The organism is Moraxella sp. VT-16-12 (genome assembly GCF_002224245.2).
Lineage (GTDB): Bacteria > Pseudomonadota > Gammaproteobacteria > Pseudomonadales > Moraxellaceae > Moraxella.
In genome coordinates this window covers 19,467-41,815 of sequence record NZ_NKHK02000006.1, presented here as the reverse complement: position 1 = coordinate 41,815, position 22,349 = coordinate 19,467, and the positions used below count along the sequence as shown (strand labels likewise).

At 42.6% G+C, this 22,349-nt stretch carries 21 protein-coding genes and 2 riboswitches; of the genes, 11 read left to right on the top strand and 10 right to left on the bottom strand.

All coding sequences use genetic code 11. The features are described from left to right. Positions 1 to 7: 7 nt before the first annotated feature. Positions 8 to 595 carry a hypothetical protein gene (locus CEW93_RS06615; RefSeq protein WP_143822791.1) on the bottom strand — a complete coding sequence of 196 codons (588 nt, stop codon included), beginning with the start codon at positions 593 to 595 and terminating at the stop codon, positions 8 to 10. 211 nt (positions 596 to 806) lie between these two features. On the opposite strand from CEW93_RS06615, the gene CEW93_RS06610 reads away from it, so the two are divergent. The 4 genes from CEW93_RS06610 (at position 807) to CEW93_RS06595 (ending at position 7,987) form a co-directional block, all read left to right on the top strand. Next, positions 807 to 2,600, top strand: a complete 1,794-nt coding sequence (locus CEW93_RS06610) for an acyl-CoA dehydrogenase C-terminal domain-containing protein (RefSeq protein ID WP_089540517.1) — start codon at positions 807 to 809, stop codon at positions 2,598 to 2,600. A gap of 191 nt (positions 2,601 to 2,791) precedes the next feature. Further along, complete coding sequence (locus CEW93_RS06605) at positions 2,792 to 5,098, top strand: site-specific recombinase (RefSeq protein ID WP_255503991.1); 2,307 nt, start codon at positions 2,792 to 2,794, stop codon at positions 5,096 to 5,098. A gap of 92 nt (positions 5,099 to 5,190) precedes the next feature. Beyond that, positions 5,191 to 6,954 carry a helix-turn-helix domain-containing protein gene (locus CEW93_RS06600; RefSeq protein ID WP_089540513.1) on the top strand — a complete coding sequence of 588 codons (1,764 nt, stop codon included), beginning with the start codon at positions 5,191 to 5,193 and terminating at the stop codon, positions 6,952 to 6,954. Beyond that, a complete protein-coding gene (locus tag CEW93_RS06595) occupies positions 6,938 to 7,987 on the top strand; it encodes a type I glyceraldehyde-3-phosphate dehydrogenase (RefSeq protein WP_089540512.1) in 1,050 nt (349 codons plus the stop codon). Before CEW93_RS06600 ends, CEW93_RS06595 begins: the two co-directional genes overlap by 17 nt. On the opposite strand, the gene CEW93_RS06590 is transcribed toward CEW93_RS06595, so the two are convergent. The 4 genes from CEW93_RS06590 to CEW93_RS06575 all read right to left on the bottom strand — a co-directional run bounded on the left by CEW93_RS06590 (position 7,984) and on the right by CEW93_RS06575 (position 12,602). Continuing rightward, positions 7,984 to 10,020, bottom strand: coding sequence for a UvrD-helicase domain-containing protein (locus CEW93_RS06590; protein ID WP_089540510.1), 2,037 nt, complete (start codon positions 10,018 to 10,020; stop codon positions 7,984 to 7,986). The two genes, CEW93_RS06595 and CEW93_RS06590, sit on opposite strands and share 4 nt — an antisense overlap. A 252-nt stretch (positions 10,021 to 10,272) precedes the next feature. Further along, positions 10,273 to 10,719 carry a DUF333 domain-containing protein gene (locus tag CEW93_RS11005; RefSeq protein WP_255503989.1) on the bottom strand — a complete coding sequence of 149 codons (447 nt, stop codon included), beginning with the start codon at positions 10,717 to 10,719 and terminating at the stop codon, positions 10,273 to 10,275. 13 nt (positions 10,720 to 10,732) lie between these two features. After that, positions 10,733 to 11,596, bottom strand: coding sequence for a hypothetical protein (locus CEW93_RS06580; RefSeq protein WP_089540508.1), 864 nt, complete (start codon positions 11,594 to 11,596; stop codon positions 10,733 to 10,735). Between the two features lie 10 nt (positions 11,597 to 11,606). Then, a complete protein-coding gene (locus CEW93_RS06575) occupies positions 11,607 to 12,602 on the bottom strand; it encodes a polyprenyl synthetase family protein (RefSeq protein WP_186727922.1) in 996 nt (331 codons plus the stop codon). A gap of 276 nt (positions 12,603 to 12,878) precedes the next feature. Here CEW93_RS06575 and adhP point away from each other — a divergent pair, with 276 nt between their 5' ends. Both adhP and CEW93_RS06565 read left to right on the top strand, forming a co-directional pair. Beyond that, the gene (gene adhP / locus CEW93_RS06570; RefSeq protein ID WP_186727921.1) at positions 12,879 to 13,922 is read left to right on the top strand and encodes an alcohol dehydrogenase AdhP; all 1,044 of its coding nucleotides are present in this window, start codon (positions 12,879 to 12,881) and stop codon (positions 13,920 to 13,922) included. Between the two features lie 175 nt (positions 13,923 to 14,097). Further along, entirely contained in the window at positions 14,098 to 15,177 is a 1,080-nt protein-coding gene (locus CEW93_RS06565; RefSeq protein WP_089540506.1) for a 3-deoxy-7-phosphoheptulonate synthase, read from the top strand. A 465-nt stretch (positions 15,178 to 15,642) separates the two neighbouring features. Here CEW93_RS06565 and rplI read toward each other — a convergent pair whose 3' ends face one another. The 5 genes from rplI to CEW93_RS06540 form a co-directional block, all read right to left on the bottom strand. Next, positions 15,643 to 16,122 carry a 50S ribosomal protein L9 gene (gene rplI / locus CEW93_RS06560; RefSeq protein WP_089540504.1) on the bottom strand — a complete coding sequence of 160 codons (480 nt, stop codon included), beginning with the start codon at positions 16,120 to 16,122 and terminating at the stop codon, positions 15,643 to 15,645. Between the two features lie 16 nt (positions 16,123 to 16,138). Then, on the bottom strand, positions 16,139 to 16,366 hold the full coding sequence (gene rpsR / locus CEW93_RS06555; RefSeq protein WP_066802327.1) for a 30S ribosomal protein S18: 228 nt from the start codon (positions 16,364 to 16,366) through the stop codon (positions 16,139 to 16,141). Positions 16,367 to 16,381: 15 nt separating this feature from the next. Continuing rightward, the gene (gene rpsF / locus CEW93_RS06550; RefSeq protein WP_089540502.1) at positions 16,382 to 16,783 is read right to left on the bottom strand and encodes a 30S ribosomal protein S6; all 402 of its coding nucleotides are present in this window, start codon (positions 16,781 to 16,783) and stop codon (positions 16,382 to 16,384) included. 131 nt (positions 16,784 to 16,914) lie between these two features. Then, positions 16,915 to 17,415 (bottom strand): hypothetical protein, encoded by a 501-nt coding sequence (locus CEW93_RS06545; protein ID WP_089540500.1) that lies wholly within the window; start codon positions 17,413 to 17,415, stop codon positions 16,915 to 16,917. Positions 17,416 to 17,496: 81 nt separating this feature from the next. Next, a complete protein-coding gene (locus tag CEW93_RS06540; RefSeq protein WP_089540498.1) occupies positions 17,497 to 17,817 on the bottom strand; it encodes a YcgL domain-containing protein in 321 nt (106 codons plus the stop codon). 105 nt (positions 17,818 to 17,922) lie between these two features. Beyond that, positions 17,923 to 18,015, top strand: a riboswitch (glycine riboswitch). A 10-nt stretch (positions 18,016 to 18,025) separates the two neighbouring features. Continuing rightward, a riboswitch (glycine riboswitch) is annotated at positions 18,026 to 18,117 on the top strand. A 73-nt stretch (positions 18,118 to 18,190) separates the two neighbouring features. Here CEW93_RS06540 and gcvT point away from each other — a divergent pair. The 5 genes from gcvT to aldA all read left to right on the top strand — a co-directional run bounded on the left by gcvT (position 18,191) and on the right by aldA (position 22,326). After that, positions 18,191 to 19,309 (top strand): glycine cleavage system aminomethyltransferase GcvT, encoded by a 1,119-nt coding sequence (gene gcvT, locus CEW93_RS06535; RefSeq protein WP_089540496.1) that lies wholly within the window; start codon positions 18,191 to 18,193, stop codon positions 19,307 to 19,309. Positions 19,310 to 19,343: 34 nt separating this feature from the next. Next, on the top strand, positions 19,344 to 19,820 hold the full coding sequence (locus tag CEW93_RS06530; protein ID WP_089540494.1) for a hypothetical protein: 477 nt from the start codon (positions 19,344 to 19,346) through the stop codon (positions 19,818 to 19,820). Between the two features lie 55 nt (positions 19,821 to 19,875). Then, on the top strand, positions 19,876 to 20,247 hold the full coding sequence (locus tag CEW93_RS06525; RefSeq protein WP_089540540.1) for an ankyrin repeat domain-containing protein: 372 nt from the start codon (positions 19,876 to 19,878) through the stop codon (positions 20,245 to 20,247). Positions 20,248 to 20,262: 15 nt separating this feature from the next. Then, on the top strand, positions 20,263 to 20,631 hold the full coding sequence (locus CEW93_RS06520) for a hypothetical protein (protein WP_089540492.1): 369 nt from the start codon (positions 20,263 to 20,265) through the stop codon (positions 20,629 to 20,631). A gap of 255 nt (positions 20,632 to 20,886) precedes the next feature. Then, positions 20,887 to 22,326: an aldehyde dehydrogenase gene (gene aldA / locus CEW93_RS06515; protein WP_089540490.1), complete on the top strand. Its 1,440-nt coding sequence runs from the start codon at positions 20,887 to 20,889 to the stop codon at positions 22,324 to 22,326. The last annotated feature ends 23 nt before the right edge of the window (positions 22,327 to 22,349 follow it).

Genomic DNA, 22,349 nt, shown 5'->3' with positions numbered 1-22,349 from the left:
TTACTACCTACAACACCCTAGTAGCCAAGTCAATCGGTGTAATGTCCACCAAGGCATTAGGAGCAATCAATAGACTGCCATCAACAGGTATGGGGTCTATATTAAGCAACCAAGCAGGTTCTACCACTGTGGGTAAATCTAAGCCATAATGTAATAGTAAAGATTGTATGGCTACTTGTACAGGATTGTCTTTGATTTGCTTTTGTAGTACTTTTTGGAATCTAATAAAAAACTTAGTAAACATAAATAGTCCCATCTTATTGGCATAATCAAGCCCCCTTGATGTTGGCACATCAAAGTTAATGAATGTCTCTTGGGCTTGACTGATGGCGTCATCTAGGCTGTTACCTTGTTCTTGCAGATATTCTGCTAAGACATATTTGGCTGTAAAATCTGAATACTGAGTGGCTTGTGCTAAAAACTGATATGCCTGAGTGTCAGGGTGAAGTGTTAAAAGTTTAAAGCCTTGTTTGATGACATCAGGAATGTGTTTGGTATATTGACTGATGGCTTCTTCAAAAGCAGACTCATAAGTATGGTCAGTATTTAAAATGATGGTGTCTTCTACAATGGTACTTTTTAAACCTTTGGACATATACTGGTGCATTTTATGATGACTAAGCTGTTGCTTTAATCGGTTAAGTTTGGGTTTTAATTCATGTTTACCTGCTTTCACCAATTCATTGGTGCTAAGATACTTTTGATATAAATTATCGCACTTTATTACCCAAACAAATACCTCTTGCCAAAGCCCAAAAATTTAGGTAAATTTAATACATCATTCTTAAATCAACAAAGGACTACCTATGACCCTATCTTATACCGCCCCTCTTGATGAAATGCGTTTTACTTTATATGATGTGTTTGATACTCACACTTTTTGGCAAAACACGCCTGCTCTATCGCACATGGACAGCGACACTGTGGAGATGATTTTAAATGAAATGGCAAAGTTTACCACAGAACGCCTACTCCCCCTAAACCAATCGGGCGATGACGAAGGGGCAAAATATCTTGGTGATGGACAAGTTACCACACCCACAGGCTTTAAAACTGCCTTTAAAGAATACGGCGACATGGGCTGGATTGGACTGTCAGGCGACCCTGAATTTGGCGGTCAAGGCATGCCAAAAATACTCTCCATGCTGTGTGAAGAGATGCTGTTTACCACCAACCAATCTTTTGCTCTATACCCCAACTTAACCGTGGGAGCCAGTTTGTGTCTGCTTGCAAGCGGTAGTGATGAGCAAAAAGCCACTTATTTGCCTAAATTTTATACAGGCGAATGGTCAGGCACCATGTGTCTCACCGAAGCTCATGCGGGGACAGATTTGGGCATGATTAAAACTCGTGCCACACCCAATGCGGACGGTTCGTACAGCATCACAGGAACAAAGATTTTTATCACCGCAGGTGAGCATGATTTGACCGAAAACATCATTCATCTGGTGCTTGCCAAAACACCCAATGCAAAAGCAGGCTCAAAAGGCATATCGTTATTTATTGTGCCAAAATTTTTGGTTAATGCTGATGGCACTCTAGGTGAGCGTAACGGCGTACAAGCGGGTTCTATTGAGCATAAAATGGGCATCAAAGCATCTGCCACCTGCGTCATGAATTTTGACAACGCCACAGGCTACATGGTTGGAGCAGAAAACACAGGTCTTGCCACGATGTTTGTGATGATGAACTATGAGCGTGTTACCATGGGCTTACAAGGTCTTGGAGCAAGTGTGCTTGCTTATCAAAACGCTTGCCGTTATGCTCACGAACGCCTACAAGGACGTGCTGACGATGGTATAAAGCTTACTGACAAACCTGCCGACCCCATCATTCATCACGCTGACGTTCGTCGCATGCTTTTAAATGCCGAAACCAACAGCGTGGCAACTCGCACTTTTGCCATGTATGTGGCTCGTGAGCTTGATATTGCCAAATTTGCCGATGATGATACCATCAAAGCAACAGCCAATGCCAAAGTCGCCCTACTTACTCCCATTGCTAAGGCGTTTTTGACCGACATGGCACTAAATGCCACCATAGACTGCCAACAAGTTTTTGGTGGACATGGCTACATCAAAGAATGGGGTATGGAGCAAATCGTTCGTGATGTGCGTATCAGCCAAATCTATGAAGGCACCAACGGCATTCAAGCCCTTGACCTTTTGGGGCGTAAAGTGGTTAAAAATCAAGGAGTTACGCTTTTTGCCTTGATTGATGAGATTAAAAGCACTTGCCAAAACGCCACTTTTGACCACGCCATCATTTCTGCCACGCTCTTGGCTTGTGAAGGTGTACAAGAATTGACCGAACATATATTGGCTCAAACCAAAACCAACCCCAACACCATCAGTGGCTCGGCAGTGGACTATCTGCACGCTGTGGGCTATTTGTGCTACGCCTATATGTATGTACTGATAGTACGTGCCTGCTTTGGGGCAGATGGACAGATAAAAGCAGGGGATTTTTATGCTGACAAATTACGCTTAGCGGACTATTTTGTCGCTCGTGTTTTGCCACGTCTAAATGCTCATGCAGATATGGCAACGCATGGGGCAGATAGCATCATGGCTTTTAAGCCTGAGTTTTTTGCCGATTGATGTCGCCACATAAAGCAAAATAAGGGCGAATTTTCGTCCTTATTGCTTTATACAAAGCTTTAATTTTATCCCACTTTTTTTGCCTGCCAGTCGCTTTATTCCAGTTTTTCATACCTTATGCGAAATAGGCAATGTCAGCACTCACCAAATATGATAGAATAAGGGGCTAATTTTAGCTAGGAAAATACATTTTGCTTGCAACTTGCAATGATTTAGAACATATTTTAGCCCACATTAATGCGTTACGTTCACTGCCCGAACCTGCTTCCTTAAAGCGATTGATTGATTTTTTAAGAGTGAATAATGGCGATGAAAAACTTGCCAACAAAAAAATCACCGATTTGATTGAAATTTTAAAACAAAACCCAGAATACAGCACAGGGCTTGCGGTATTTATTCTAAAACTCACTGACAGCTACCAAAGAATCACTCTCTACACCAACACAGGCATTGTGTCTGATGACAGCTTTTCTCATAGCATTAACCGCTTAATCGGTCATCGCTTTTTACCATTATTACCCGAAGAAGATTCTGTTGTAGAGCTTGCCAATTACCTTTTTGATAGTGCCACCGATGAAGAGTGGCTTTCTTTAATCAGTGCAAAAAACTGGGATGACTTGGTAGAACTTTTAAAAGTTGGTCAAGACAACTTAGAGCTTGTTGCCAGTGCCAAAAACAGCATTCTTAACTCCTTAGTTATTTTATCCTATCGCATCAGTGGCATAGGATTACACGCTGAAATGATGGAAACTTATCCACAAGTGCTGTCTTATTCCGCAGCTTTTGTCGCCCAAAACCAAGAAACTGTATTGTTTGTCAATGAATACCGACAAGCTCACAATCTTGATGCCATGACCGATACCATACCCGAGATTGACATTGACCCTGCTCCTGTCTTGGTCATGTTGGAGCAATGTAGTGATATTGTTGATAATATTCGCAAACGTGTCTATAAAACGGGCATTTCTATTCGCATGACCAATATGTTGGTGCGTTTAGAACAAAGCATTCATCGCATGCAAATCTTGTTGGAGCTGGTTTCTGACTGTAACAAAAACAGAGACAAAGCCATTGTAGAGCTTATCCAAGAAGTCGTCCGCACCGCAAAAAACCGTTACAGTTTTGGTCATCTTATCAAAAACAACACCAAACTTTTATCTCGTAAAATCACCGAAAATTCAGGGCGTGTTGGTGAGCACTATATCAGCACCGACACCCTTGGATATAAAAAAATGTATAAAAAGGCTGCCATTGGGGGATTTTTTATTGCTTTTATGGCGACCTTAAAAATTCTAGGCTCAAATCTTGTGCTTGCCCCTATTGGCAAAGCCTTTATGAACAGCATGATTTATGGTTTGGGTTTTGTGGGTATTCATATCGCAGGTGGCACAGTCGCCACCAAACAGCCTGCCATGACCGCCGCCGCCATCGCTTCTACCATCTCTGAAAGTGGCAACAAAAAAATCAAACAGCTTAGCAAACTTGCAGAGCTGATTGTGGACATCATGCGAACACAATTCATTGCCATTTTAGGCAACATCTCCATTGCCATACCTGTGGCGTTTATCATTGCTTTTGCTTGGGTACAAATCTATGATGCCCCCATGATTGACACCAAAAAAGCCGCCCATCTTTTGCATGAATTAGACCCACTTCGCTCCTTGTCTTTACCACACGCCGCCATTGCAGGGGTGTTTTTGTTTTTATCAGGATTGATTTCTGGCTATTATGACAATCTGGCAGCTTTTAACAAAATTGGCGAGCGTATCAAAAGACACCGTCTGTTATCTTATGTCATGCCAATTCATTGGCAAAACAAACTGGGTGATTTTGTGGAAGCCAACCTTGGGGCGATTATGGGGAATTTTATCTTTGGTTGCTTTTTGGGTAGTACCGCCACCATCGGATACATGCTTGGTTTGCCACTAGACATTCGCCACATTGCTTTTGCTTCGGCCAATCTTGTGCATGGGCTGTTTTTTTTATCGCCACTTGATTTGACGTGGCAACTTGCCTTGTATTCATTTTTGGGCGTGCTGCTTATTGGTTTTGTCAATTTGATGGTGAGTTTTTCGCTTTCTTTAATGATTGCCCTTCGCTCCAAAGAAGTGCATTTTAGTCAATGGAAAGATTTGGGGGATTTGATAATCAAACATCTCATCACTCAGCCCAAAGATTTTATCATGCCCAGAAATGAAAGCGTCAAATACGCACGCATTGACAGCGAAGGTCGCATCATTCGAGACGATAATGTCAAAGAAACCCAAATGCCACATGGCTATGTCGTCAGACGCTTAGGCAATAAAAAAACAAGCCCACAAAACGCCAATAAAGTCGCCAATACCGATTTAAGCCAGGAAACGCTTGATGTGGTCAAGCTCAAAGACAAACATGACAGACACATAGAAGCTGGTGAGATTGGGCTGGACATGAACAGCGAAAACAACGCTAAAAACCCTTTGCCAAAGCCCGAAAAACCCCCACAGCTCCCAAAATAATGGGTTGGGCGTGGTTTTGCCAATTTTTTGGTTTTGTTTTTGTAAAACTTAAAAATATGCTATCCTACACTTTTTAAACACATCAAAACGCCATGAAACAAAGCATTGCACTTGACATCTTAAAAACAGGACAAAACGTCTTTTTGACAGGACAGGCAGGCGCAGGCAAAACCTATGTCCTTAATCAATACATCAGCCACCTAAGAACCAGACACATTCCTGTTGCCATCACCGCCAGCACAGGCATTGCTTCTACGCACATAAATGGCATGACAATACACGCATGGAGCGGCATGGGCATCAAAGACCATTTTACCAAGGACGATTTTATTCGCCTAAAATCTCGTAAAACCGTCATTGACCGCCTAAAAGACACCAAAGTGCTTATCATTGATGAAATTTCCATGCTTCATGCTCGGCAGGTGGATTTATTGGACGAAATTTTACGCACCGTACGAGAAAATGACCAAGCTTTTGGTGGCATGCAAGTCATCTTTTCAGGGGATTTTTTTCAGCTTCCCCCCATTGGTGGCAAAGGCGAAAGCAACAAAGAAAAGTTTGCGTTCATGGCAAAATCATGGCTAAGTGCCAAATTTCAAGTGTGCTACCTATCAGAACAACACCGCCAAAATAACCAAGATGAAATCCAGCGATACGGCATTTCTTTGACCGACATTTTAAACCAAATCCGCAGCCAAACCGTCAGCCAAACCGCCATCAACACTTTACTTGCCACCAAAAATAACACCATCAATCTAAATCGCACTCGGCTTTATACTCATAATGCCAGTGTGGATAAGATTAACGAAGAAGCCCTATTTGCTTTAAATACCCCATCTCATACCTTTGAATGCACCACATTTGGCGAAAAAGCACTGATTGACACCCTAAAAAAGAACGTACGTGCAACTGACACTTTAACGCTTAAAAAAGGGGCAAAAGTCATGTTTGTCAAAAACAACCCCGAGCTTGGCGTGTCTAATGGCACAATGGGGGAAGTGGTGGGCTTTGTTGGCTTGGATGATGGCACAAAAAAAACCGCCAATCACAGCACACCTCCCATTGTTCGCTTAAATTCAGGACAAAATGTCATCGCCGAACCTGAGGAGTGGACGATAGAAGACGCCGACGGACAAGTTTTGGCAAACTACACCCAAATCCCCTTATGTCTTGCTTGGGCGATTACCGTACATAAATCCCAAGGCATGACCTTGGACGCTGCTGAGATTGATTTATCAAGCACTTTTGAGACTGGGCAAGGCTATGTGGCACTATCTCGCCTGCGTTCTTTGGACGGCTTAAAACTGCTTGGCATGAACCATCAAAGCCTGCGTTTGGACGAATGGGTGTTTCGTGTGGATAAACGCCTGTTGGATCTGTCTGATGAACATGAACGCCATTTTACCGCCATGACAGATGACGCCATCAAAGCTCAACAAACCGCCTTTATCACAGCCTGTGGCGGTTTAACCAACATACCCACCAAACCCACCACCCCACCAAAAACCATCAATACAAACACCCTGCACGCCACCAAAGTGCTGATACAACAGGGGCTTGACCTAGATGAGATTGCCAACAAACGCCATCTTGCCAAATCCACCATCACAGAACATATCAACAAACTCATCGCTCAAGATGGGGTGTCTGATTATGAGCGATTTGCCCCAAGCAATCAGGTACTTGCTGACATCAAAGCGGTATTAAATGACCTAGAAAGCAAAGGCGAGCTTGACGACCCGCCCAAACTTCGCCCCATTATTGAAGCTCTGCCCACGCCCTACCCTTATCACACCGTACGTCTTGCCCTTGCCTTTATCAGGGCAGATAAGGAAGATTATGACTCACACCCCTAAACTTCGCCTTGCCATCAACGGCTTTGGGCGTATTGGACGTATGCTGGTGCGTGCGTTTTTGGCAAATTACGAAAATTTTTCTTGTTTGGATATTATTGCCATCAATGATGTGGCAGATGCTCATACATTATTGCATTTATTAAAATTTGACAGCACACACGGCAGATTAAACGGTCAAGCATTCATACAAGATGAGCGTTTGATTTTGCAAAAAAATGGACAAATCCTTGCCAACATTTTAATGTTTAATCAAAAAAACCCTGCACTTTTGGCATGGGATACGCTAGATATAGATGTTGTTTTAGAATGTACAGGGCATTTTCGCTCTTATGAACAAGCAAACCTACACCGAATCTCAGGGGCAAAGCAAGTCATCATCGGACAAGCCCCTTTTGATAAAGTGGATGCCAGTGTGGTCATGGGTGTTAATGATAATTTACTGCACAAAGACCTACCTATCATCTCTGGCGTATCTTGCACCACCCAAGCTCTTGTGCCACTACTTCACACCCTGCACAACGCCTTTGGGCTATCTTGTGTGATGATGACCGAAGTTCATGCCGTAACCGCCGACCAAACCGTCCTAGACCAAGCCCACAGAGACCTAAGGCGAGCCCGTGCATCAGGGCATAACATCATACCCACCACATCTAGCAGCATTAACGCCACCGTGCGAGTTTTGCCATTTTTGCAAGGCAAAATCAACGGTCATTCTATCCGAGTACCAACGGTAAATGTCGCTTGTATTGATGTTAATATCATCTTTGAACGTACGCCCACCTTAGATGGCATCAAAACCTTATTAAAACACGCCAGCCAAACCACCTTAGCAAAAATCATGGATTATACTGATGAGCCTTTGGTGTCCAGCGACTTTATCGGTGATAGCCATTCGCTCATCATAGATGGCGGACAGCTCATGCAAGCAGGCGAGCAATTTAAAATTTTGGCATGGTATGATAATGAAGTCGGCTATGCCAATCGTCTGCTAGACATGTGTGTTGCACTTGCAACAAACAACCAAAACAACTAACCGCCCCTTTTTTGAGCAAGCATGGCTTGAATATTTGCCAAATATTCATGAGCAATTTGTTTTGGGTCGGCATGAGTGGTTTTGCGTTTGGCAGGATAATCAATATGCTCATCAGGCAATTCATCTAAAAACCGTGATGGCGTGGTAGGTTTATAATCCCTACCTACTCTGCGTTTTTGTGCCATCATAAGTGTTAGCTCGTGCCTTGCTCGTGTGATGCCCACATACATCAGCCGTCTTTCTTCTTCTACGGTATCAGCAACAATGGAGTTTTTGTGGGGCAAAATGTCTTCTTCTACCCCAATGACATACACATAATCAAACTCCAAACCCTTAGCAGCGTGTAGGGTCATCAGATTGACTTTGTTGGTGTTTTCTTCTTCTTGTTGTTGTTCAAGCATGTCTAGTAGCACCAGTTTGCGAATCACCGCATCTATGGTTCGCTCATCATCGTCTTCTGCCCGCTCAATCAAACGAGCAATGCTTTGATAGAGCGATTCTATGTTGTCAAGACGATTTTTTTCTTGTTGGGGGGTTTTGCTGTCCGCTTTGATATAATCAATATAACCTGTCTCTACAATCATCTGACGCACAAGGGGCATGGGGTCAGGATTGTCATACAGCTCACGAGTATAATGCTCAATAAAATGAGCAAAATCCTGCAAAGTATGGCTTGCTTTTGCCCCCACCGCCGCACGCAATCCTGTATGTAAGCACGCCACCAATAATGATGAGCCAAGCTCTTGGGCAAACAACCCTAATTTTTCTAAGGTGGCTGAACCCATGCCACGCTTTGGGGTGTTAATCACTCTTAAAAATGCCGAATCATCATCAGGGTTTAAAATGATACGCAAATAACCCATCACATCCTTAATCTCCGTGCGAGCAAAAAAGGACGTACCGCCAGAGAGTTTATAAGGCACTTGCAAAGAGCGAAGTTGTGCTTCTAGGGGGCGAGCTTGAAAGTTTGAGCGATACAGTACCGCATATTGCTCCCATGTCCCCCCATGACGCATGCGATGGGTAACAATCTCCTTTGCCACACGCTCAGCTTCCGCCGTATCATCAAAACAAGTCAGCACTCGCACTTTTTCACCATGCCCTTTATCCGACCACAGCACCTTATCAAACAAATGCTCATTATTGGCAATGACTGCATTGGCAGATGACAAAATGCGGTTGGTGGAGCGATAGTTTTGTTCTAATTTAATGACGGTCAAATCAGGAAAATCCTGCTTTAACAACGCCATATTTTCAGGTTTTGCCCCACGCCATGCATAAATAGACTGGTCATCATCGCCCACCACAGTAAAGCGAGCAGATGTACCAACCAACAGCTTAATCAGCTCATACTGGGCGGTATTTGTGTCTTGGTATTCGTCCACCAACAAATAACGTATGCGGTTTTGCCATTTTTGGCGGACGATGGGATTTTCTTTTAAAATGCGAGCAGGCAAGACAATCAAATCATCAAAATCCACCGCATTGTACGCCCGCAAATGACGCTCATACAACTCATAAAGATGGGCAAAAATCACATCTTCTGGGTCATCTAGGCTCTTTTGGGCATCTTCTGGGGCAATAAGGTCATTTTTCCAATCACTAATCATATTTAGTGCCTTACCAAGCATGTCGCCACGTTCTGCCCCTGATAAATTATCACGCACCATCAGCTCAGCAATCAAACGCTTGCTGTCATCACTATCCATGATACTAAAATTCCCCTTTAAAGGCGTGTGCATGAGTTCATACCGCAAAAACTGCAAACCAAACTGATGAAACGTGGACACCGTCAGCCCACGAGTCTCTTCACTTGGAAGTAATTTTTTGACACGCTCTTTCATCTCACGAGCCGCCTTGTTGGTAAAAGTCATGGCGGTGATACGCTCTGCAGGGATGTGGCAGTTTTGGATAAGATGGGCGATTTTTTGGGTAATGACAGACGTTTTACCAGAACCCGCCCCTGCTAGGACGAGCAGGGCTCCATCTACATGGCATTTGGCTTCTTCTTGGCGGGGGTTTAGGTTGCTCATAGATTATCTTCATTATCATCAATGGGGCGATTATTATAATGGATTTTGACAAAAATGGGGGGATTTTGGTAAGATATGCCTGATGGCTTTAATATAAACTGGAATATAACCACATATTTATTTAGTTGATATGACACCTTTCTTATCTTAGCTCAAACAGTGTGATTTTTATAAAAAGATGACACAAAACAAACCTTTACAATCAGGCGATGATGGATAAAATCAATCTTTTATGTATCAGTTTTTATTTAGCTAGGGCGATGGGCTGTTTTTACGAAAATATTCCCATTCATCAACCACACGCCCATCAGGCAGATGACACTCGCCATATTGATTGCCATCTTTATCAGTTTTGATGTGCGATTGACCGCCTTGCTCCACGCAATAGGTGCTGGCAGGATTTGCCGCGCCTACTGTCTTGGTGGCGCGTCTAGGCAACGTATCGCCTTTTATCATCATATCAGCAAAACCTTTTAGTAACGCATGAGCATCATGGCTTTGCACTTTTCCTGTATTGTCCACAAACTGACATAACGCCACCTTTTGACCGCCGATTTGCTGTTGTATGATGTCTCCTAATAACTCTTTTTCACAAAAATAACGGGCATCATCCGACAGTTTAGGTTGCGATACAAACAAATGGGTATTTTGACAGCCCATCAAACAGACAATTAAAATCAAAACAGCAGAAGCTTTCATAATAACTCCACAGTTATGCCAAATAAAACAGACACCACACCGCACATATGCCTGATAATATGCCTAAAATATTGATTTTATTTAGCTTTTCTTTAAAAATCAACACACCCACCATCGCTCCCACACACATCACACCAATGTTCATGCCTGCAAATACAAGCGTGGGGTCGTCTTTGTGGACTTGATGTGCTTTAATATAAAATAAAATATTACAAAAATTTAGCACGCCCAATATCACACCACTGGCAAGACTTTTGCCATGCCAACGTGTTTTTTGGGTCATCAGATAAACAAACAGCAATACAAATGCCAATACAAAACTAATCAGTAGCGTGTGAGCAAAGGCATTGCCAAGCTTTGACATCTGTTTAAACAAAATGTCAATCACGCCATAGCCTGCCCACACACCACCTAATACCAATACCGTCTGCTTGGTGCTAATTGGTTGATTTTGAGTAAAGTTTAAGCTGGGCTTGAATGTCAAAGTCATCAACGACAAAAACGCCAAAACAATCCCCACGCCCTTAGCAAGAGTTAAGGTTTCTCCAAAAATGGTAAAAGATGCCAGTATTGGCAAAAACAACGCCAACCTTTGAGCCACGTCTGATTTGGCAATGCCAACCATCTGCACCGCTTTTGCCATGATGATGAACACACTTGGCAAAAGTATCCCAAGTAGCACAAATATCATTACTCCGCCATGTAACACACCAGTCAAGCCACCACTAAAATCAGGGCTTAACACTACCAAACACAGCACAATGGCGGTGATATAATTCACCAAAATCGCTTGTGCTATGTCAATGTGCTGCCATCTTGCGATTTTTAAAAAGACAGACACAAGCACACTGGCACAAATGGCAAATATCAAAAACACGCCAGCCCCATCAAATCAGCCGACTGCTGGCAAGCCTAGTTAGCTGACAAAGTGCATGACAGTATTTGTTATCAGGCAGTTTATCAAGGGCATTTTGAGCCAAAACGGTCTCTTGTCTTGCTCGGTTTTTACAGTACTCCAACGCCCCTGATGATTTGACCAAATCAATCAAAGCGGCAGGATTGTCTGTTTTACCTGTTTGCACAGCGATACGCAAGATGTCATAATCAGGTGAGTTTGCCTTATTTAAAATTTCAAGGGTTTTAATGATGGGTAAAGTGGGTTTGCCTTCTGCCAAATCATCACCCAAATTTTTACCCATGGCATTACTATCGCCCACAAAATCCATGACATCATCAATCATCTGAAAAGCATTACCAAAATGCTGCCCAAAATCCGACAAAGCACCAAGCAGCTCTTTATCATGATGTTTGCCATGCAATAAGGCTGCCCCCACACACGCCATCATAAACAGACGTGATGTTTTGCCATCAATGATTTGCAAATAATCGCTCTCGGTGGTATCAATGTTATGCTGATGTTGTAATTGTAGCACTTCACCTTCGGCAATGTCGCACGTGCCGTCTGAAAACAGCTTTAAAAGCGTCATATCGCCAAAACCCGTCAAAAGATTAAAAGAGCGAGCAATCAAATAATCCCCCACCAAGACCGCCGTGGCATTATTCCAAGTGGCGTTAGCAGTAGGTCGCCCCCGTCTCATGCCCGAGCTGTCTATCACATCATCATGCACAAGCGTTGCTGTATGAAGCATTTCGGTAATGGCTGCAAGCTCATTTGCCTTATCGCTTGGCACATCATTTATCAGACGCGAAACAAGCAAAGTCATCAAAGGTCGCATACGTTTGCCTCCTGCGTTGATGACATGGTCAGATACTTTCATGATGAGCTGAACTTTGGAGTTTAATGAGCCAAAAACTTGCTTATCCATGACAGCAAAGTCATCGGCAACAACGGATAAAATCTCGGCATAAGTGGGCGTGGTCATTATTTATCTCAAACATATCAATCAAAAAATACGTTATCATACCACAAGCACGCTCCATACTCAAAATTGGATTTTTATCGGAAAAATCACCCTTTTTATCAGAATCTTATCGCAAAAACTGTCCAAAAATAACTGATAATTATTTTGAAATGTTATTTCATATCTAAATGATTGATTTTATTGTATTTTTTTGTAAATTTTGCTTGATTAATGCAATTTTTTTGGGCATAATTTAATCATAACTGTTCCACCCACCTGCCAAACAAGGAGTTGATGATGGCAAAGATGAAAGCAGCAGTTGTTACCCAAGCCTGTGATGGTAACGTAGAAATCATTGAAAAAGAAATTCGCCCCCTACAAACCAATGAAGCTCTTGTAGAAGTTGAGTATTGTGGTGTTTGTCATACAGATTTGCATGTAGCGGCAGGCGATTATGGCGACAAACCAGGGCGTGTACTTGGTCATGAAGGAATTGGCATTGTTACCGAAATCGCAGACGGTGTTACCGCCTTAAAAGTAGGCGACCGTGTGAGTATCGCTTGGTTATTTAAAGCGTGCGGTGCTTGCGAATACTGCAATAGCGGTCGTGAGACTTTCTGCCGTACCGTACTAAATGCAGGCTACACCGCCGATGGTGGCATGGCAACACATTGTATCGTAGATGCTGATTATGCCGTTAAAGTGCCAGAAGGATTAGACCCTGCCCAAGCAAGCTCCATCACCTGTGCTGGCGTTACCACCTATAAGGGCATTAAAGTATCAGGCGTACGCCCAGGGCAATGGGTAGCCATTTATGGAGCAGGCGGACTGGGCAACTTGGGTGTGCAATATGCCAAAAAAGTCTTTGGAGCTCACGTGATTGCCATTGATATTAATGATGATAAATTACAGCTTGCCAAAGAATGCGGAGCAGACATCACCTTAAACCCAAAAACAGACGATGTTGCCAAAGTCATTCATGAAAAAGTGGGCGGTGTTCATGCAGCAGTTGTAACCGCAGTTTCCAAAGATGCCTTTAACTCTGCCATTGATGCTGTCAGAGCAGCTGGACGTGTGGTGTGCATTGGTCTGCCCCCTGACACCATGGATTTATCCATTCCACGCATTGTTTTAGATGGCATTGAAGTTGTTGGCTCACTTGTTGGCACTCGCCAAGACCTTGCTGAAGCATTCCAATTTGGTGCAGAAGGATTGGTTGTGCCTGTGGTACAAAAACGCACCCTAGCCGAAACCGCTCAAATTTTCCAAGAGATGCATGATGGTAAAATTCAAGGGCGTATGGTGATTGACATGAAAGCCCCTTGTGAATGCCACGGCTAATCAATAGACATCATCTGATGCAAAAAACCGCTCAATTTAGATTGGGCGGTTTTTGTCATTAACATACAATAGATATGCCAACTTATCATATCTTTGATGAGATTTTAACTTGCCAAAACCCTGATTTATGTGCATAATAGCACGATTTACCCAACCATCTTGCAAGGTAGGCATTATGTCATTTTTAACTCACCACACCGAAATTGATGATGTGAATATCGAAAAAATCACCCCCCTGATTACTCCTGCTGAATTAAAACGCACTTACCCTTTAACCAGCCAAGCCTTTAACACGGTACTCAATGGACGAAAAGTGGTTGAAAATATCCTAGATGGCATTGATAAACGCATTTTAGTTGTTGTTGGTCCCTGCTCCATTCATGATGTTAATGCCGCGCATGAATATGCTGACAAATTAAAAGTGCTGGCAGACGAATTAAAAGATGAGTTATTTATTGTCATGCGTGTGTATTTTGAAAAACCACGCACCACCACAGGCTGGAAAGGGCTTATCAATGACCCTGATATGAATGACAGTTTTGACATTGAAAAAGGGCTTGGTATGGCTCGCAAGCTTTTGCTGGAATTAAACGAAAAAGGTCTGCCTTGTGCCACCGAAGCACTTGACCCCAACACCCCCCAATATATGCAAGATTTAATCAGCTGGTCAGCCATTGGTGCCAGAACCACCGAATCACAAACCCATCGTGAAATGTCAAGCGGTCTGTCCTGCCCTGTTGGTTTTAAGAATGGCACAGATGGCAGCATGACTGTCGCAGTCAATGCCATGCAAGCGGTAAAATCAGGACACAGCTTTTTGGGGCTATCATCAGATGGACAAGTCTCCATCATCAAATCTCGTGGCAACAAATATGCTCATGTCGTCCTGCGTGGTGGCAACGACCAACCCAACTATGATGAGACTGCCATATTGGCCGCCGAAAATGAGCTTGCCAAAGGCAAAACATCGGGCAAAATCATGGTGGATGCTAGCCACGCCAACTCTGGCAAAGACCCTTATCTGCAACCCATGGTCATTCAAAACATCGCCCACCAAATCCAAAACGGCAACAAATCCATCATGGGCCTGATGATTGAAAGTCATCTTAAAGGCGGTCGTCAAAATATCCCTGCTGATTTATCACAACTAGAATATGGCAAATCAGTAACAGATGGTTGTTTGGACTGGGACAGCACCGTGGATACACTACGTCAATTTGCTAAAAATGTTAAAGACCATTTGTCAAACAGATAACATTCATCAACACAAAAGGGGTAATAGTCAATATTATCCCTTTTTTATTATTTTTACTAGTGTACTTGGAATGGCTCTTTTTTCACCAACGCCATGCCTTTAAAACTGGTGCCTGCTATTTTTATTCTAATCACCCCAAAAATTAATATCACCATCATGGTTTTTTTGATAGCTCAAAATGTACTTAGGTATGATTTTAATTCATCAAACATCACATCATTAAATCACTTCCATAACATGATTTATAATGCAGTTACTATATAAAAAACATGCCAAATAAAGCATATTTTTTAATATCTTATTTGTAAGACATATCGCTTAAATCTGACATGATGTTTCCATCCGAAAAGACAAATCTAAGCACTCACTTGTTAACATTTTTTTATAAAAATCATCCAACATACAACAAAATATTTCCCACAAAAAAACAAGCCCTAAAAAGAGCTTGTCTTATTTAATGACTACTTATTCATCATCTTCATCAGTTTTGCTTTCTGCATCTTCTGACAAAATAGTTACCAAGATGTCAGCAGTAACGTCATGATGAAGTTGAATCACCACTTTGTAATCGCCCACTTGACGGAATGAACCTTCTGGCATCTTAACTTCTGAGCGGTCAACTGGCAAGCCTGATTTGGTCAAGGCATCAGCAATATCACGAGCACCAATAGAACCAAATAGTTTGCCTTCATCACCCACTTTGGCACGCATGATGACATTGACATCTGCCAATGCGTCTGCACGAGATTTGGCTTCTGCCAATTCGGCAGCTTCGGCAGCTTCAAGCTCAGCACGACGTGCTTCAAACTTGGCAATGTTTGCTTCGTTAGCTGGCAGGGCTTTGCCTTGCGGGATTAGGTAGTTACGACCATAACCTGCTTTTACATCAACAGTCTCGCCAAGTTTACCAAGATTAACGACACGCTGTAATAGAATAACTTGCATGATTTTTCTCCGTTAATTACTTGTGGTTGTCGGTATATGGCAATAGTGCCAAATAGCGAGCTTGTTTAATGGCAACTGCCAACTGACGTTGATACTTGGTGGAAGTACCTGTGATACGGCTAGGAATGATTTTGCCATTTTCGCTGATGTATTGCTTTAACAGCTCTACATCTTTGTAATCAATATGCGTGATACCTTCGGCGGTAAAACGGCAGAATTTACGACGACGATAAAAACGTGCCATGATATGTCTCCTTAATTATTCGCTGTCAGCAACTTCGTTCTCACTTTCAATAGTGCGAACATCGTTACGGCGGTTGGCTTTACGAGTGCGTTTCTCTTCGGCTTCTTTTGCCAAAGGTGATTGCTCAGTGATGGCAGCTTCACGGCGGATAACTAGGCTACGAATGATGGCATCGTTATAACGGAATAGCTCTTCTAGCTGAGCTAGTGTTGCATCGTTACATTCAATATTTAGTAGCACGTAGTGTGCTTTGTGGATTTTGTTGATTGGATAAGCCAGCTGACGGCGACCCCAATCTTCTAGGCGATGGTTGGTACCACCATTTTCTTCAACGATAGAACGATATTTTGTTACCATGTCGGCAACTTGGTTGCTTTGGTCTGGGTGTACCAGTAGCACCACTTCATAATGTCTCATAAGGACTCCCTACGGATTAAAACAGCCATCATTGTATGATGGCAAGGAGATTGAAAAGCAATTTTAGTAATATACCAAAATCATTTAACAAGCCACTCATTATAGCAAAATTTTTTAGCAAAAAAAAGATTTTATACGGTGGTATTTTCAGATTGTTTGGCAAGTTCTTGTTTTTTCGCTTGAATTTGTGCAGTTTCACGAGCTTTGGCAACGCTGGTTTCCACCACACCACGCAAAATCTGCCAAATCGCTCCCACACACAACAGCACCACAAAGACCGTCAAAATTGGCAGTAAAGAAGCCATTGCTCCTGCATAATCCTTCATCAAAATGCCATGTGCCACCCCTGCCACCGCAGGAGCTACTTGTCCTTCTCCTGAAAAAGTATCAGGCGTTAAAAGCACCGATGCACAAAACACCCAAAACACCCCACCCATTGTGCGTGGCATCACACGAATCACAAAAAGTAGCAGTAGCAATACCGAAACAGACGCACCCACATAGGCATAAAAAGGCAAATCATCATCAGGTATGCCCGAGGTAATATTGCTCCACCATGTGATAAATTGGGTTGCCCATTCACTCATGGCATCTAAGGGCAAGTTTTTTATTAGATTTTTTAGCCAATCCATAATCGTACACCACAAAATAAACACTCAATTCTACCACAAATTTATGCTGGTATTTTGAAGTTTTACAAAAAACCACACTTTTTAATCATATTTATTGTCTTGTAGAGCTTTTGCTTTTGCCAAAGCTTGCTGTGCCAACACATCTGCTGGCGGGGCTTGCACATAATAGCCTTGCTCAGCAAGTTTGGTCTTTACCATCTTGATGTCAGCTTGGGCTAATTTGTCTCGTGCTAACAAATCTAAGTGCATAACAAAAGTCCCCAAACCCAATTTGGCACGTAGCTCGCTTGGCAACACACCAAGCCAATCTTTAATCTCATCAGTATCATTAGGATAATCAGGACGAGCAATGTACACATACCAATCAGGACTTTTGGGAAATTTATAAACATCACAATGCATAAGTTTTTCTCACTTTTAGATAAATTTTTTATGATACCTATTTATTTTGCAAAAATTTAAAATTTTACTTGTAAATTGTAGCATTTTTTTTCATAATATGGGCGTTAAAATTTTTCAGGAGAGCATGGTTTGTCCAAACCATCACCGAAGGCGTAAACAACCCTATAATCGCTCAGGTAAAAGGACTGAAAAATTTGGTAAAATATTACCAACACAATCTGGAGAGAACAAAAGTTCACCGAAGGGAAGAAAACGGATTTATCTGTTGAAAATCTCAGGTATCAGGACAGATGGGGTGCAACCAACCAAATATTGTTTATGTTTGGTAAAAATTTTGATAATCACTATGTTGCACTTAATTTAAGGAAAAATCATGTCTGCCCTACAACACACCCCTTTTTATGACGCTCACATCCAAGCAAATGCCAAACTGGTTGATTTTGCCGGTTGGGAGCTACCCATCCACTACGGTTCACAACTTGCCGAACACGAAGCTGTGCGTACTGATGCAGGCATGTTTGATGTCTCGCACATGCTCGTTACGGACGTAACAGGCGAACACGCCAAAGCCTTTTTTCAAAAACTGCTTGCCAATGATGTTGCCAAACTGTCCTTTGTTGGCAAAGCCCTATACTCCGCCCTACTCAATGATAATGGTGGCGTGATAGACGATTTAATCGTTTATCGCATGAACGAAGCACAAACCGCTTATCGTATCGTCTCTAATGGGGCAACTCGTGAAAAAGACTTAGCACAATTTCATAAAGTGGGTGCAGAATTTGGCGTAACACTCACGCCACGTTATGATTTGGCGATGATTGCCATCCAAGGTCCAAAAGCCACTCAAAAACTACTTTCCATCAAAGCTGACTGGACAGACACGGTCAATGGCTTAAAGCCCTTTGTTGGAGCTGACCTTTCGGAAAAAACAGGGGGCGATGATTGGTTTGTGGCTCGCACAGGCTATACTGGCGAAGATGGCGTGGAGGTGATTTTGCCAAGCAACCAAGCAGTCGCATTTTTTGATGAGCTGGTCAAAGCAGGTGTAAGTCCATGTGGTCTTGGAGCAAGAGACACGTTGCGTATGGAAGCAGGCATGAACCTATACGGCAACGACATGGACGATGAGGTGAGTCCACTAGAAGCTGGCATGGCGTGGACGGTGGATTTAAAGGACGAAAACCGTGATTTTGTCGGTAAATCTGCCCTAGTCGCCCTAAAAGAAAAAGGTGTGGCAGTCAAACAAGTGGGGCTTTTACAAACTGGCAAAGGTGGCGTGCTACGTGCGGGTATGACGGTCGTTACTGATGCAGGTGAAGGCATTACCACCAGTGGCGTGTTTAGTCCAAGTTTGGGGCAAGCCATCGCCATTGCTCGTGTGCCTGCCGACTTTAAGGGCGATACTGCCAAAGTCATCATGCGTGGCAAGGAAGTGGACGTGCGAGTGCTAAAACTGCCATTTGTAAGAAACGGTCAAAAGCAGTTTGATTGATTTTGCAGACTTGGTAAACACCTAAGGAGTGATTATGCCCACCTTAAAATTTATGGCAGTACTTGGCTGTCTCATCATTTATCAGGCATCTTTTGCCAAGTCTGAAATTTTATTAAAGCCCAGTGCTAGCCAACGCCAAGCAGTCAAGTCTGCTTTTATGTCAGCCAATAATGCTCAAATTGATACCGCTGCCAATGAAGCAAAAAACAACATTGAAACGCTTGCCATCAATGCCTCTTGCTCTATGGGTTATTATGTCCAAGGCATTGCTGCCATTCGCTCACCCAATGTGCAAGCCGAGGTCAACCTATGGAGCCCAACCAACGGCATGAAGTATCTTGCACAGGACAAATGTCTCAATGTTGTGCGTATTGGTAATTGGTCTATGCCTGCCAAAAATGCCCTAAATTTTAACATCATTTATGAATCTGCCGAGTCGGGTGAAAACAAATCTGCCCATATAGAAATGATAAAACAAGATGGACAATGGTTGGTACTTAGCCATTTATAAGTTTTGACACAAAAATATGATTGGCACATCTTACAAAGACAGTAAATCATACAAGATGTTAAATTTATTAAAAAAGTACAATGAACTGCCAGAATATATTGGCATGAAATTATCTAGCGTTCATCAAAAAAGCAGTTTTGGCGATTATCCCATTCATGTTGCTAGTGTTCGTGGCAGTATTGATGAGCTTAGATTATTATTGGCAAATGAGGCAGATATTAACGCTGTGGGCGAACACGGTTACACACCCTTACATAATGCTGTGGAGCAAGGGTTTATTGATGTGGTGGCGTTTTTATTAGCCCAAGGTGCTGATGTCTTGATAGAAAATGACCATCATTTGACTGCAAAAGCATTAGCAAAGATTATTGATAATGATGAAATCTATCAAAAAATTGATGATTTTGAAAAAGAAAATTGCCATTAACCAAGATACTCACAGATGAATGATTTAAGTCTAACCATCATTCATTTATTACATACCATGAGAGTAGAGCCATCTGCCATTTTTGCCGATGATTTTGTAGAAAGTTTTAATTTAAATCTAGAAAATCCAAGTTTAAATGAAAAAGCCCAACAGTTAACGCTTCTTAAAGATGATGGCTATATGGGCTTAACCCAACAAGGTGGCAAATTTTGGGAAAAGCATTTTTTGATTGATTGGCAATTATATTTTGAATATGGCAGTCAGTTTATTGGTGATAAAGAATATGTGTTTTTTTATGCCGTAAGGCAAGAAACCATCAAATTAGCAATGAAGCATAGCAAAGATTTATTTGATGATGGCACAATACAAACAGCCCAAAATTGACAACCCATATATTGGAAAAAGCCATTTGATGGTTTTTATATTAAAAAAGAATTAAACAGCAAGCTTTTGCCTTATTTTGATGACATTTTGCCAAAATATTGTAAAAGTTAGACTTTAACGCTAAATTTATTGATTTTAAGTAATCTTGCCAGTTTAAAACAGAGCAAAAAATTGTGTTAAACTGTCAAATGTCAGAGATGGCAAAAGCAGTCTATACCCAAAACAAAGTTTCAACCCAAACAAGGAGTATGCGTGATGAAATCTTTAAGTATGTATATCAATGGTGCGTTTGATACCGGTTTTACAGGCGAGTACACTGACGTACTCAACCCTGCCACCGAAGAAGCGATTGCCAAAGAACCGCTTGGCACTGCCGATGATGTCAATCGTGCTGTAGAAGCTGCTTATACTGCCCAGCCTGCTTGGGAGCGTTTGCCTGCGGTGGAGCGTGGGGCATATTTGCACAAAATCGCTGACGGCATTCGTGCCAGAGCTGATGAGCTGACCGATACCATCGTTGCCGAAGGTGGTAAAACCCGTGATTTGGCACGCATTGAAGTGATGTTTACCGCCGATTATTTGGATTATCAAGCCGAATGGGCAAGACGCTATGAAGGTGAGATTTTACAAAGCGACCGCCCACGTGAAAATATCTTTTTGTTTAAGCGTCCTTTGGGGGTGATTGTTGGCATTTTGCCTTGGAATTTTCCGTTTTTCTTAATCGCTCGCAAAATGGGACCTGCTTTGGTAACGGGTAACACCATTGTGATTAAACCAAGTAGCTTTACGCCAATCAACTGCCAAATTTTTAGTGAAATCGTGGACAGCGTGGGCTTGCCTGCTGGTGTCTTTAACGTGGTTAATGGTGGTAATGAAACAGGCAGTCATTTGGCAGGACACCCAAAAGTCGCCATGGTTAGCCTAACTGGCTCGGTGCGTGCAGGTCAAGAAGTCATGGCGACCGCTGCCCCAAACATCACCAAAGTTTCACTAGAATTGGGTGGTAAAGCCCCCGCCATCGTGCTAAAAGATGCTGATTTGGATTTGGCGGTAAAATCCATTCTGGCATCTCGTGTGGGCAATACAGGACAAATTTGTAACTGTGCTGAGCGTGTTTATGTGCATTCAAGCATTAAAGACACCTTTACTGCCAAGATGATGGACGCCATGAAAGCTGTCCGCTACGGCAACCCAAGCGAAGCTGGCGAAGGTGAGCTTGATATGGGTCCACTCATCAACGAACAAGCCGCCCAAACGGTAGAAGCCAAAGTGGCTCGTGCAATCGAACAAGGGGCAACTTTGCTGATGGGTGGTAAACGTGCCGAAGGTAAGGGCTATTTCTTTGAGCCCACTGTTTTGGTAGATGTCAATAATAGCATGGACATCATGAAAAACGAAACCTTTGGTCCTGTGTTGCCGATTGCGACTTTTGAGACTTTGGACGAAGTCATCGCCCTTGCCAACGACTGCGACTATGGCTTGACCAGCTCGGTTTATACCAACAATCTCAACGAAGCCTTTTATGTAACTCGCCGTCTACAATTTGGTGAAACTTATATCAACCGTGAAAACTTTGAAGCCATGCAAGGCTTTCATGCTGGTTGGAAAAAGTCAGGTATTGGCGGTGCCGATGGCAAACACGGTCTGGAAGAATATCTACAAACACAGATGGTATATTTAGAAACCAATATTTAAGTTTAACATTCAAGCACTTTGTG